This is a genomic window from Enterobacter sp. K16B (genome assembly GCF_020216105.1).
Taxonomy (GTDB): domain Bacteria; phylum Pseudomonadota; class Gammaproteobacteria; order Enterobacterales; family Enterobacteriaceae; genus Enterobacter; species Enterobacter sichuanensis.
Genome location: NZ_JAIWJZ010000141.1, coordinates 1 through 13,547 on the forward strand (window position 1 = coordinate 1; position 13,547 = coordinate 13,547).

The 13,547-nt window shown below is 56.5% G+C and carries 11 protein-coding genes; 5 read left to right on the forward strand and 6 right to left on the reverse strand.

Annotated features, from left to right (window positions below):
- On the forward strand, positions 1 to 512 hold a 512-nt coding region (locus LDK53_RS21030; protein ID WP_263643514.1), incomplete at its 5' end, for a LysR substrate-binding domain-containing protein.
- Between the two features lie 87 nt (positions 513 to 599).
- Entirely contained in the window at positions 600 to 1,187 is a 588-nt protein-coding gene (locus tag LDK53_RS21035; protein ID WP_225287979.1) for a hypothetical protein, read from the forward strand.
- Positions 1,188 to 1,215: 28 nt separating this feature from the next.
- On the opposite strand, the gene yjjJ is transcribed toward LDK53_RS21035, so the two are convergent.
- From yjjJ to LDK53_RS21060, 5 genes are read right to left on the reverse strand one after another with little or no spacing between them, the layout of a single operon-like run.
- On the reverse strand, positions 1,216 to 2,520 hold the full coding sequence (gene yjjJ, locus LDK53_RS21040) for a type II toxin-antitoxin system HipA family toxin YjjJ (protein ID WP_225287980.1): 1,305 nt from the start codon (positions 2,518 to 2,520) through the stop codon (positions 1,216 to 1,218).
- 44 nt (positions 2,521 to 2,564) lie between these two features.
- Positions 2,565 to 5,741, reverse strand: coding sequence for a Cu(+)/Ag(+) efflux RND transporter permease subunit SilA (gene silA, locus LDK53_RS21045; RefSeq protein WP_225287987.1), 3,177 nt, complete (start codon positions 5,739 to 5,741; stop codon positions 2,565 to 2,567).
- Between the two features lie 10 nt (positions 5,742 to 5,751).
- Entirely contained in the window at positions 5,752 to 6,999 is a 1,248-nt protein-coding gene (locus LDK53_RS21050) for an efflux RND transporter periplasmic adaptor subunit (protein WP_225287981.1), read from the reverse strand.
- A gap of 11 nt (positions 7,000 to 7,010) precedes the next feature.
- Positions 7,011 to 7,349, reverse strand: coding sequence for a cation efflux system protein CusF (gene cusF, locus LDK53_RS21055; protein ID WP_225287982.1), 339 nt, complete (start codon positions 7,347 to 7,349; stop codon positions 7,011 to 7,013).
- 28 nt (positions 7,350 to 7,377) lie between these two features.
- Positions 7,378 to 8,763 carry an efflux transporter outer membrane subunit gene (locus LDK53_RS21060; protein ID WP_225287983.1) on the reverse strand — a complete coding sequence of 462 codons (1,386 nt, stop codon included), beginning with the start codon at positions 8,761 to 8,763 and terminating at the stop codon, positions 7,378 to 7,380.
- Between the two features lie 160 nt (positions 8,764 to 8,923).
- Between LDK53_RS21060 and LDK53_RS21065 the strand changes: the two genes are divergently transcribed.
- Together LDK53_RS21065 and LDK53_RS21070 are read left to right on the forward strand one after the other, a co-directional pair.
- Positions 8,924 to 9,607 (forward strand): copper/silver response regulator transcription factor, encoded by a 684-nt coding sequence (locus LDK53_RS21065; RefSeq protein WP_059386697.1) that lies wholly within the window; start codon positions 8,924 to 8,926, stop codon positions 9,605 to 9,607.
- Positions 9,597 to 11,051 carry a Cu(+)/Ag(+) sensor histidine kinase gene (locus tag LDK53_RS21070; protein WP_225287984.1) on the forward strand — a complete coding sequence of 485 codons (1,455 nt, stop codon included), beginning with the start codon at positions 9,597 to 9,599 and terminating at the stop codon, positions 11,049 to 11,051. Before LDK53_RS21065 ends, LDK53_RS21070 begins: the two co-directional genes overlap by 11 nt.
- Before the next feature lie 3 nt (positions 11,052 to 11,054).
- On the opposite strand, the gene LDK53_RS21075 is transcribed toward LDK53_RS21070, so the two are convergent.
- Positions 11,055 to 11,960 (reverse strand): LysR family transcriptional regulator, encoded by a 906-nt coding sequence (locus LDK53_RS21075; RefSeq protein ID WP_225287985.1) that lies wholly within the window; start codon positions 11,958 to 11,960, stop codon positions 11,055 to 11,057.
- Positions 11,961 to 12,077: 117 nt separating this feature from the next.
- Here LDK53_RS21075 and LDK53_RS21080 point away from each other — a divergent pair, with 117 nt between their 5' ends.
- Positions 12,078 to 13,481 carry an MFS transporter gene (locus LDK53_RS21080; RefSeq protein WP_225287986.1) on the forward strand — a complete coding sequence of 468 codons (1,404 nt, stop codon included), beginning with the start codon at positions 12,078 to 12,080 and terminating at the stop codon, positions 13,479 to 13,481.
- Positions 13,482 to 13,547: the final 66 nt, after the last annotated feature.

Here is a 13,547-nt window from a genome sequence, read left to right on the forward strand (position 1 = left end):
ACCGTATGGTTGACGTCACTGATGCGGGCTTCGATGCCGGTATCCGCTATGGTGGCACCGTCCCGGAAGACATGGTTGCCCGGCGTTTATCTGCCGATATTCGCTGGGTTATCGCCGCATCCCCAGACTACCTGGAACGTTACGGAACGCCTGAACATCCTGATGATTTATTACACCATCGCTGTATAAGCAATCGTCTCGGCGACGATCGGATTTATCGCTGGGAACTTGAGCGAGACGGCGAAACGTACCAAATCACTGTGCCAGGCTCTGTGACGGTCAATCAGGCTGAAACGGGCCTTGTCGCCGTCTTAGGCGGAGCCGGCCTGATGTATTTTCCGGAGCCTCTTGTTGCACCCTATGTGAAGGATGGGCTGCTCCGCCTGGTGCTTACGGAATGGTCCCCGCTGGAGGAAGGTTTTTATATCTATTATTCAAGCCGCCGGCAACTGCCGACCGGGCTTCGCCTTCTGATTGAGTTCATACAGGAGGCCAGGCCGCTGGGGTTGTGAAATAGCGCTTCCATGCGGGACGATGCGATGTCGTCTTTATCGCCCCGTAGCGGATATCCTTCACTCTTTTAAAAGCCGAATAATCAAATGATTAAAATTTTATCCCTTCGCCTGAAACACTGTAACGCGCTGGCCGACAGCATGAGCAATGCCTCCCCGACACAGCTGCAGCAGTTAAAGACACAATTGTCCGAACAGATGGGTAAGTCTGTGGGACTATATACCATGGGTATTCCGGCAGCGATCAGTACGCTCGGGGTGATTGTCAGTTTCGCCATTCCGCAGCTGTGGTTGGGCTATGGGGTACTCGCCGCACTCGGCCAGCCAGCTGAACGCGTATTCGTGTGGGTTGTGCTGGTCGCCCTGCTTTTCGCTGGCATCAACGGCGTGACGATGTTCATGATTGGCAAAGGCAGCATGCGCGCCGTACGTATACACCTTGCGCTGGCGGTGATAAGCCTGGTATTAACGGCAGCCTATCTGCTGGCCGCGCTGATCGGTAGCCCTTTTCCGGGCGTCAGTCTGACTGCGGCACTGGTGAGTATCGTCATGTTATTGCTTAGTGGTAGCGCTATCCTCTCCACAGCCTTTTATAAGATGCTGCTATTTACTCTGCATAATCGCGCCTGGCGCAAGCTGATCAGGCAGACTCGCGATGCACATATGCAACACTAAGCCTGCCCCTCGTAAACATCCCGCCCCATTATCCCAGACGCGATATCCTTGACCTCGCCTCGTCCAGATGGCTGCGCAATGCCGCAAGACATGGCGAGAAACTGGCAGAAAAACGGCGGCAATCACTGGCCAGAGCATAAAAACGCTCAGCCAGCTCCAGTGCTTCATGCCAGATTTTTCCTGCGACCGCGTCGATAAGCGTAACCGGACGCAGCGTATTCACCAGTGCGCCTCCTGATTTCGGTGCGAAGCCCATGGGCAGCATGTCATAGGCTGGCGCAAGATCGTAAGGTCGTCCATGGGAACTGATAAACGACAAATTACCGTGGTGCATGTCGGTATTGCCGATCAGCATGCCAAACGCCCAAAGCCTTGCCGTACTGGCGACCGCGTCCGGGTGAACACAGCCCTGCTTTGCCAGCTCGTTCACCAGTACCGGCCAGGTTTCTCTTGCCCGGCCAACAAACTCCGCCTCAAGCGCACGTAAAGAAAAGAGCCCTTTACGACCAAGTGGTCCCGTACGATCGAACCGCGGGATCTCAAGGAAGCGCTGTCCGCCAAAATCAAACACTGCTGTTTCGACGCCAAGCACCCTTAACGCCAGATGTTCCGCCAGCAGCAGGTCTCGCCAGCGTTCGCTTACAGGGTTATCGTCCGGTGCCGTAAACTTCACAATGACATGGCCACGCTCTGTGTAAGTGCAGAATTTTGGCTGCTCGCCGCCTGCAGAGGAGCCCGGTACATCGCCGGCGCTCACGGCCTGCGCCAGAGACGGGTATGCGGTTGCCCGGTCCACGGCAACAGGCAACGGCATCTCGACAAAATGATTCCGCGCCTGTTCTCCAATTAACAGGTTCCCCACCGCATCGTGCCCGTGAGCCAGCAAAGCCCGGATAACGTCAGTGTCACTCCAGTTCTCTGGATTCGGCGGCAGGCCCAGTTCGGATGAATATCGGGATGCATACGCCCGGCCAAGGTATCCCTGAGGTCGCATGTCAAACAACCACCACGGCAATCCATCGCTATGGAGGCATATATTGTCCGTTTGCTCCATCACAAAGCCGTCAGGATAAACCGGAACGAGTTTACCCAGCGGTTTTACCGTACCCTCTTCCGTTATGCGGTAAACGGGAGCCGAACTGAACCCGCGATGCGCATCACGTAGCACATAGTGAATAGATGGACCTGAGCCAATACGAACAACCTCATCGCCAAGCGCTTTAATCGATCGCGAAACGGTTGGCTGGCTAATCCCCATAATATCAGTAAGTTGCCTTACTGATACGGGGCCTTGCCTCAGCAGTTGTCGTAGCGTTTCGGATCGATTTATCATGGCTTTGAATTGCTTTATGAATAGCTTATTGAATAGCTAATTTATCAGGTATTGACCCCTCTGTCACCTTCACGAACCGCCGTGGGTGTTTTCTGCCTGCGCAGCCAGATTAGCTTGTACGCCGCTGGAATAATAAACAGCGATAACAGCGGCGCCGTAATCATCCCGCCAATCATCGGCGCCGCAATCCGGCTCATGACCTCTGATCCTGCACCGCTCCCCCAGAGAATGGGCAGCAGGCCCGCAATGATCACCGCGACGGTCATCGCCTTTGGCCGCACGCGCAGCACGGCGCCATGGTAAAGGGCGTCATCAAGCCCCTGCTCCGTAAACGTCTCACGCTGTGCCAACGCCGGATGCGCTTCAATGGCATGACGCAAATACATCAGCATGACCACCCCAAACTCTGCCGCCACCCCGGCCAGGGCGATAAACCCGGTGCCGGTTGCGACAGACATATGGAAGCCCTGCCAGTACAGGAACCATATCCCGCCGACCAGGGCGAACGGCAGACTCATCAGGATCAGCAACGCCTCATCCACGCGCCGGAACGCCAGATAGAGCAGAATGAAGATGATCATCACCGTCATCGGCACCATCAGCTTCAGCTTCTTATTGGCATGCTCAAGCAGTTCAAACTGTCCGGAGAAGGAGACGCTGGTTCCCGGCCTCAGTTTTACGTTCTGCGCGATGGCGGTCTTAATGTCGTTCACCACGGACACCATATCCCTGCCGCGGGCATCGATATAGATCCAGCTCGCAGGGCGGGCATTTTCCGTTTTCAGCATCGTTGGGCCTGAAACGACGTTAATCTCTGCGACATCACCCAGCGTAATCTGCTGTTTCATTGGCGTCAGGATCGGCATCTGCCTCAACGCGCCCGGGCTGTTCCGGTAGTCCTGAGGATAGCGAATATTGATCGGATACCGGGCAACGCCTTCCACCGTTTCCCCTACCGTCGCACCGCCAATGGCCGATGAAACAAATAGCTGCACATCGCCCACCGTCATCCCGTAGCGGGAGGCTTTTTCCCGGTTAATATCGATATCAATGTAGCGCCCGCCTTCCAGACGCTCTGCCAGGGCAGACACCACCCCCGGCACCGTTCTGGCGACGGCTTCAATGCTCTGCGCCGTGGCGTCAATATCCGACAGCACGGTTCCTGACACCTTGATACCAATCGGGCTTTTGATCCCGGTCGAGAGCATATCAATGCGGTTGCGAATAGGCGGAACCCAGAGGTTAGCCAGACCGGGCAAACGAACGGTCCGGTCGAGCTCCTCAACAATTTTGTCAATCGTCATGCCGGGCCGCCACTGATCTTCAGGTTTGAGCTGGATAGTGGTTTCCACCATTTCGAGCGGCGCGGAGTCCGTTGCCGTTTCTGCTTTTCCGGTCTTGCCAAAAACGGACGCCACCTCAGGCACGGTTTTGATCAGTTTGTCCGTGGTCTGCAGGAGCGCCGCCGCTTCTGCCGGAGAGACGCCGGGCAACGTCGACGGCATATACAGCAGGTCACCTTCGTTGAACTTCGGCAGAAACTCACCGCCCACCTGGCTCAGCGGCCAGATAACCGTGAAGATGGACAAGGCCGCAACCAGCAGGGTTGTTTTTGGCCACTGGAGTACCTTAAGCAGCAGCGGATGATAGGCGCTAATCAGCAGCCGGTTCAGCGGGTTACTGTTCTCTGCGGGGATTTTCCCCCGGATCCAGAACCCCATCAGAATCGGAATGACGATAATAGCCAGCGCGGCCGCCCCCGCCATGGCGTAGGTTTTTGTGAAGGCCAGTGGACCAAACAATCGCCCTTCCTGCCCCTCGAGGGTAAAAATGGGAATGAAGGACAGGGTGATAATCAGCAGGCTGATAAACAGCGCGGGTCCCACTTCCACGGAGGCGTTGGTGATCACTTTCCAGCGCGTGGCGTTGTCAATGTCTTCACCGGGATGCTGATGACCCCACTCCTCCAGCCGTTTATGCGCGTTTTCAATCATCACGATGGCGGCGTCCACCATCGCCCCCACGGCAATGGCAATGCCGCCCAGGGACATAATATTGGCATTCAGCCCCTGGAAGCGCATGACGATAAAGGCGATACACAGTCCAAGCGGCAGAGAGATAATCGCCACCAGCGCGGAACGGACGTGCCAGAGGAACAGTGCGCAGACGATGGCCACCACAATAAACTCTTCGAGAAGCTTGCCGCTCAGGTTATCAATGGCCCGGTCGATGAGCTGGCTGCGATCGTAAGTCGTCACAATCTCAACGCCTTCCGGCAGGCTGGCCTTCAATGTGTCCAGTTTGTCTTTTACCGCCGAAATGACCTCACGCGCGTTTTTGCCAGAACGCAGGATCACCACCCCACCCGCCACTTCTCCCTGCCCGTTAAGCTCGGCAATGCCGCGGCGCATTTCCGGCCCTGTTTGTACGCGGGCAACGTCGCGCAGGTAAACCGGTACGCCGTTTTCGCCGGTTTTCAGGACGATGTTATTGAAATCCTCCATCGTCTGCAGATAGCCGCTGGCGCGGACCATATACTCCGCTTCCGCCATTTCAACTGACGACCCACCAGCCTCCTGGTTAGACGACTCAAGGGCCTGCTTAACTTCGGGCAGGCTGATGCCGTACTGGGCAAGTTTAAGCGGGTTGACCTGGATCTGATACTGCTTCACCACGCCGCCCACCGATGCCACCTCAGCAACGTTCGGGATAGTTTTCAGTTCAAACTTCAGGAACCAGTCCTGCAGTGAGCGCAACTCGGCGAGATCGTGCTTTCCACTGAGATCCACCAGCGCATATTCAAAGATCCAGCCCACGCCCGTGGCATCCGGGCCGATTTCAGAGCTCACGCCAGCGGGCAGTTTGCCCTGAACCTGGTTCAGGTACTCCAGCACGCGAGAACGGGCCCAGTACAGATCGGTCCCGTCTTCAAAAATGACATACACATACGAATCACCAAACTGAGAAAAGCCGCGTACGGTCTTTGCGCCGGGAACCGACAGCATGGTGGTGGTGAGCGGATAGGTCACCTGGTTTTCCACAATCTGCGGGGCCTGGCCGGGGTAGCTCGTTTTGATAATCACCTGCACATCAGACAGATCGGGCAAGGCATCGACAGGCGTGTTGATGATAGTCCATGTTCCCCAGACGCTGAGAAACAGCGCGCCCATCATGACCAGGAAACGGTTGGCGACAGACCGCCGGATAATCCATTCAATCATCATCGTCTCCTTAATGGCCTGAATGCGTGTCGGCAGCGGATTCAGCGTGACGCATACGCTCCAGCGCGCCGGTAATATTGGCCTCCGAGTCAATCAGGAACAGACCGCTGACCACCACTGACTCCCCTTCTTTAAGGCCAGAACCGATAGCGGACTGTTGCTGAGATTCATGCAGAACGTGGATCGGTTTCGGCACAAAGTGCCCCTCTGCATCAACGGTAATGACGCGCTGTTCTTTGCCGGTATCAATAACGGCCTGAGACGGGATCAGCAGCATCTCCTGACTGTGGGTCTTCAGCGTCAGGTACGCATTCATGCCCGGCTTCAGCAGTTCATCTTTGTTTGAGACCTGCAGGCGCACCTGCAGCGTACGGGTGGTTTGGTCCACGCTCGGCAGAAGATTCCATTTTTCAACCGGGAAGGCGGTATCCGGCCAGGCCGGTACCGAAACGGCAAACTGCGAGGTGTCTTTCAGCAGATAAGCAATGGATTCAGGAACCGCCGCGCTGATCCAGACCGGATCCATCCCCTGAATCTGCGCCACCACCTTATCTTTCGAAATATTCATGCCGGTGCGCAGGTCAAAGGCGGTAATAACCCCGTCGATCGGCGCCTTGATGGTAAACCGGGTCTGGATAGTGCGGGTCGCACGCAGTCGCTGAATATCCTCATCCGGCATACCGGCCAGCCTGAGCCGTTCCAGTACCCCTTTTATCTGCGTGGGCGTACCGCCGGTGCCGGAGAGGAGCAGAAACTCACTCTGGGCCTCGACCCAGTCCGGGATTGTAAGATCAATCAGCGGCGTGCCCTTTTTCACCTTATCGCCGAGGGTCAGCGGATACACTTTCTCAACGAACCCTTCCGCGCGCGCCTGCACAATAACAAACTGATAGTCGTTATAGCTGACGTTCGCCGGGATCGTCTGGACATAATTCAGCGTTCCGCGCGTGACCTTTTGCGTTTTTAATCCCAGGTTCTGGACCTGGGTCGGATCAATACGGATCCCGGCACTGCTTTTATCATTCTCATCGGCATACTTCGGCACCAAATCCATATCCATAAACGGCGATTTACCGGGCTTATCGAATTTAACGTCGGGCTTCATCGGGTCATACCAGAAAAGCACCTTTCTTTCAGATGTGCTATTTTCTGGCGTTGCCGATGAGTGCATTGTCTGCCATGCCGTCACGGCTATCAGCCCTCCTGCAATAAGGCTGGTGATAATCGTGGCGGCATATTTTATTTTTAAAGAAGCCATGCCGTTTCTCGCTATTTAATGCTCTTGAGTACAGAGAGATTGCCCTGCTGAACAAACGAGAAATTCACGTGGCTGCCGACTTTTAAGGCAGTAATACTCGCGTCGGCCTGCATAAAAGTAAAACGCATGGTCATCGCGGGCCAGCCAATTTCCGGGATGGCTTCATGAGAAATCGTCACTTTTTTGTTTGTCAGATCAATGTCCTTCACGATACCGGTCCCGGTGATGACCTGCTCAGAGGCACCATCGCTGGCAGCGCTCATCTCCGCGTGCTGATGAACCTCAGCCTGAAGGCCGGCAGAAAACATAATGATTGCACCAAATACAACGGCGTTAAGTGAATTGCGCATGTTTAATTTCCTTTTTAATTAAATGAGTTTATTCGACCCAGCCGCCGCCCAGCGCGGTGAAGAGATTAATTTCATTAACCTGTCGGGCATAAATAAGGTCGAGAATGGTTTGCTGCGTGGAAAACAGCGAGCGTTCCGCGTCTAATACTTCGATATAGCTCACCGCGCCGCTGGTATATAACCCTCTGGCACGCTGCAGGGTGATGTTTAGCGAATCAAGATACCGCTGCTGCGCAGCAAGCTGCTGGTTGAGGCTGTCCCGCAGCGCAAGCGCGTCGGCGACCTGTTTAAAGGCGGACTGAATTTTTTGCTCGTAATTCACAACCGACTGCTGCTGGCGAATTTCGGCGAGCTTCAGGTTGGCTTTATTTCTGCCGGCATTAAAAATGGGAATGTCTATTTTAGGAATAACGTTCCACATGCCACTCCCGGCGGAAAAGAGACTGGATAATTCCGTGCTGCCTGTTGAAAGGCCGCTGGTCAGGGATATGGACGGGAAAAAGGCGGCGCGCGCCGCGCCGATATTCGCATCGGCCGCTTTAAGCTGATACTCCGCCTCCATAATATCCGGACGCTGCAGCAGGATTGCCGATGAAAGATGGGGTGGCAGCTTTACCGGCGCAATGTCGCGGGCGTTCATCCCGCTGTCGCCCGGCGGCGTGCGATACGTGCCGAGAAGCAGCTGCAGGGCATTGTTGGCCTGCGCCAGCTCCCCCTCTCTTTTGGCAATATCTGCCTGAGTACTTTCAATCTGTCCCCGGGCCTGCTCCAGCGCCAGCACGTTGGTGCTGCCCGTAACCAGCTGTTGCTCAACGAAAGCATACGATTGCTGGTAGTTGTTCAGCGTTTCCCGGGCAACGCGCAGCTGTTTATAGGCCAGCTGCTGGTTGAAATAGCTCTGCGACACGTTCGAGACAAGCAGAATATGCACCGCGCGGCGGGCCTCTTCGCTGGCGAAAAAGTTTTGTCGGTCGGCATCACTCAGGTTCTTCAGCTTGCCGAAAAAGTCGAGTTCGTAGCTAAGCGCCAGACCGGCGTCGTACTGCTGTGTGGTGGGGTTGTCACTTTTCAGCCCACCGCTGTAGGTGATTCCCGAGGAGGCGTTTAGCTGAGGATAACGATCCGCATCGGTCACGCTGAACTGCGCCCGGGCCTCTTCAACCTTCAGGGCGGCCATTTTTACATCGCGGTTGTTCTTCAGGGCTTCTTCAATCAATCCTGATATCTGCGGGTCGACGAAGAAGTGGCGCCAGCCGGTGTCCTGATACCCGGCCGCCACGGTCGTCAGGCTGTTACGCGAGAGCGAAAACTGCTGGGGTACCGGTGACGCCGGGCGCTGGTATTCAGGGGCCAGCGAAACGCAGCCTGCCAGGATAAATACCACACTGATGCTGAGTCGTTTTAACAGGAACATAAAGGTTCATGAAGTCCAGAGTATTTTTAGGGTTACTCTACTGAACGCATCCTGTTTGACCGGTGACAGGATAATGACAATGCTGTCATTTTTGGCATAAGTCATTGTGAACGATCCCGGGCTCACTAGAATGTCTTCAGCAGCCAGTCTGGGGAGCAAGATGAAAATACTGATCGTTGAAGACGAAATGAAAACCGGGGAATACCTCAGCAAAGGGCTGACGGAAGCGGGGTTTATCGTGGACCACACGGATAATGGCCTGACCGGGTACCACCTCGCCATGACGGCGGAATATGACCTGCTGATTCTGGATATCATGCTGCCCGATGTAAACGGCTGGGATATCGTCCGCATGCTCCGTGCTGCCGGCAAAGGGATGCCCATACTGCTGCTGACCGCCCTCGGGACGATAGAACACCGGGTAAAAGGACTTGAGCTGGGCGCTGATGATTACCTGATTAAGCCTTTCGCCTTTGCGGAGCTGCTCGCCCGGGTCAGAACGCTGCTAAGGCGCGGGAATACGGTGATTGCAGAAAGCCAGCTTCAGGCGGCAGACCTGACGGTTGACCTCGTGTCGAGAAAAGTGAGCCGGGCCGGGAGTCGCATTCAGCTCACCAGCAAAGAGTTCAGCCTGCTGGAGTTTTTCCTGCGTCATCAGGGCGAGGTGCTTCCCCGCTCCCTGATTGCCTCCCAGGTGTGGGACATGAACTTTGACAGCGACACAAACGCAATCGATGTCGCGGTTAAGCGGCTGCGCGCAAAAATCGATAGCGATTTTGAACCCAAACTGATTCAGACGGTGCGCGGCGTGGGCTATATGCTGGAGGTGCCGGATGCCCGTTAAGCTTCCCAGGCGCCCTTTTTCTCTCGCCCTGCGGCTGACCTTTTTTATCAGCCTCTCCACGCTACTGGCCTTCTTCGCCTTTACCTGGTTTATGCTGCATTCCGTCGAAAAGCATTTCGCCGAGCAGGACGTCAGCGACCTGCAACAAATCAGCAGCGCGATGCACCGCATACTGCAGTCCCCGGCCGATCCCGATCAAAAGAAAATCAGCAAGCTCAAAGAGTCGCTTGCCGGCTACCGCAACGTTGCCGTCCTGCTTCTGGATCCGCAGGGCAATACCCTGTTCAGCTCGGCACAAGGCGCAGCATTACGCCCGGCGATGAACACGGCGAACTTTAGCCAACACCGTCAGGCACAGGATGTGTTTCTCTGGACGGTCGATGACCCGGACATGGCCATGCATGCCGGGTCCGACATGAAGATGGAAACCTACCGGATTATCGCCTCTTCAGGAACGGCGACGCTGCAGGGCAAAACGCAGAACTACGTTATGCTGATCGGGCTCTCTATTAATTTTCATCTTCACTATCTTGAGGCGCTGAAAAAGAATCTGTTCGCGATTGCCGCGGTGATTAGCGTGCTGATTGTGCTCGTCATTCGCATCGCGGTTCGCCAGGGACATTTACCCCTGCGTAACGTCAGTAACGCCATTAAAAATATCACCTCGGAAAATCTGGACGCGCGTCTGGAGCCGTCTCGCGTGCCCGTTGAGCTGGAACAGCTGGTGATTTCGTTCAACCAGATGATGGGGAAAATTGAAGATGTCTTTACCCGGCAGGCCAATTTTTCCGCCGATATCGCGCATGAAATCAGAACCCCCATCACCAACCTGGTGACACAAACGGAAATTGCGCTGAGTCAGCACCGGACGCAAAAGGAGCTGGAAGATGTTCTCTACTCCAGCCTGGAAGAGTACAACCGGATGACCCGGATGGTCAGCGATATGCTTTTTCTCGCGCAGGCGGACAACAACCAGCTGATCCCTGACCGGGTGCTGTTTGACCTCGGCGCGGAGGTGCGAAAAGTTTTCGAGTTCTTCGAGGCCTGGGCGGAAGAACGCCACATCACGCTCACCTTTCACGGCGTGCCCTGCCTGATAGAAGGCGACCCGCAGATGTTCAGAAGAGCCATCAATAACCTGTTATCCAACGCCCTGCGCTATACCCCAACAGGGAAAACGGTGACGGTATCCATCAGCAAACGGGGTAACGACGTTGAGCTGATCACAGAAAACCCCGGCACGCCGATCCCGCAGGTGCATCTGTCGAAGCTTTTTGACCGCTTTTACCGCGTCGATCCGTCCAGGCAGCGTAAGGGGGAAGGCAGCGGGATTGGGCTTGCGATCGTGAAATCCATCGTCACCGCGCATCACGGAAAAGTCCGCGTCGAATCGGACGCGGTGTCGACGCGCTTCATCCTCACCGTACCGGGAAAAGGGCTCTGAGCGTCAACAAACCGTGCGGCACACCTCAAGGACCTTTTCCCTGAGCCAGTGATGCCCCGGATCCCGCTCCATACGCGGATGCCACATCTGTGAAACCGTAATGGTGCGGGTCTTAAACGGCAGCTCAAAGATGTGTACGCGCTCAGACATCGGCTGATTGAGCAGGTACAGCGCCGGTACCATGGCAATCAGATCGGACGCCAGCGCCACGGATAACGCTGTCGGAAAACCGGGCACTACGCTTGCGACCTTGCGTTTCATCCCCCGTTCCGCCAGCGCCTCATCGACAAAACCGCGTAACGAGCCGTCAGGCGAAGCCAGCACATGACCCCAGGCAACGTAGTCACTCAGGCTGACCTCCGGCTGTGATGACAGCGGATGACCCTTGCGCACCGCGCCAACGAACCGGTCCTGAAAGAGTCTTTGCAGACGTATTTCAGGCCCCATATTGCCCTGCACGCCAATCTCCAGATCGACAAGCCCCTCCCGCAAATAGCGCGACGTTTTTTCAGGTTTCGGCGAGAAACGAATACACACCCCAGGCGCAACGCTCGCCACCGCGGCAATCAGCAGCGGTCCAAACGCTACCACAAAACCATCGTTAGCGCGGATGGTGAACAACCGCTCAAGGCTTTCCACCTTCAGCGTTTCCGTGGAGGGCTGGAGCACCGCCCTTGCCTCATACACGGCGCTTCTGGCGCGGTCCCGGGTGGCTTCTGCCCAGGGCGTCAGGACCATATGACGACCGGCCCGCACCAGAATAGGATCGCCGGTCACCTCCCGCAGCCGGCTAAGCGTGCGGCTCATGGCGGAGGTGCTCAGGTTTAAACGTCGCGCCGCACCCGCTACGCTGGCTTCTGCCAGCAAAATATCGAGCGCAACCAGAAGGTTAAAATCAGGATCGGACACGGTGAATCCTCAGATAGGGCGTTATATGCAATGATAAATTGCAATTGCTGCGTCTTCCGCCCTGTATAGCGCATGAATATAGTTTCGTCATCAATATTCTTCTGTGGAGTGACGACGATGACGCTATTTTCAAACCAGCCCGGTGATGAAGGTTTACCCGGGCATGAACGCGCCCGGGTCCTGGCCGCCGTCATGACCACCACGCTGATGGGCGTGTTTGACGGGACCATGATCAACATTGCGCTCCCCTCGATGGCTGAGGCCATGGCGGTTCCTGCGAATATCGCGGTGTGGTTCGCCAACGGTTATCTGCTCTCAGCGGCGATGACGCTAGCCATCTTCGCGGCGCTGGCGGCACGCGTGGGCTATCGCCCGGTGTTTCTGGCCGGGCTCGCCACCTTTACGCTCACCTCACTCGGCTGCGCGCTGGCAACCACGCCGGAGATGTTAACCGGGATGCGTATTCTGCAGGGCGTCGGCGGCGCGGCCACCCTCAGTATCGCCCCGGCGATCCTGCGTTCCGTTTTCCCGGGTCGACTGCTTGGCCGCATTCTGGGGCTGCACGCCCTGCTTATCGCCTCCAGCACGGCGATTGCCCCGGTTCTCGGCGGAACAATACTGGACGCCCTGAGCTGGCAGTGGCTGTTCGCCATTAACATTATTCCGGGCAGTATCGCTCTGCTGCTGGCATGGCGGGCCCTGCCGCAGGCATCGGCTACTGACCGATCGCCCTTTGATGCACCGGGCGCCGTGCTTTCCGCCGTGCTGTTAGGTTCCGCGATCATGATGGCCGACAGCCTTCAGCACGTGACGCAACACCTTAACCGGGCCGCCGTGTGCTGGGGCGTACTTGCTCTGGTGAGTGCCCTCGCCTTTATCTGGCATGTCCGTCGCGCGCACAGTCCCATCCTGCCGCCCGTGATGTTCAAAAACGCACGTTTCACCCTCGCCGCGCTGACCTCGCTGGCGTCGTTTGTGAGCCAGGGGATCACGTTTGTCGCGCTGCCGTTCCTGTTTCAGAGCGTCTATGGCTACAGCCCGGTGGTTTCCGCACTGCTGTTCACCCCGTGGCCGATTGGCATTGTGCTGATCGCGCCGCATGCGGGGCGCTGGGCAGATACCCTTTCCGCGCCGCTGATCTCGACCCTCGGGCTAATGATTTTTGTCGGTGGATTGGTCCTGCTGGCGACGTTGCCAGACAGCCCTTCCGCATGGAATATCTGCCTGCGCAGTCTGGTTTGCGGGATTGGGTTTGGCTGCTTCCAGAGCCCCAATAACCGGGAGATGCTCTCTAACGTGGCGCGGGAATATGCCAGCTATGCCTCAGGGGTGTTGTCTATCGTCAGGACGTTTGGCCAGTGTCTCGGCGCCGCCGCGGTGGGCGTACTGCTGGCCGCGACGGCGGGATGGGACCATCAACATGCCATCCAGGTTGCACTGTGGATAGCCGTCATCGCCTCGACGGGATCGGTGTTGTTTAGCCTGAGCAGGCTGCGCCCTGCGGTGAGGGCATCAGCCTGATTCGCCCGGCGGCGCTACGCTTGCACGGACCTACGGGTTTTGTAGGCCGGGTAAGCGCAGCGCCAC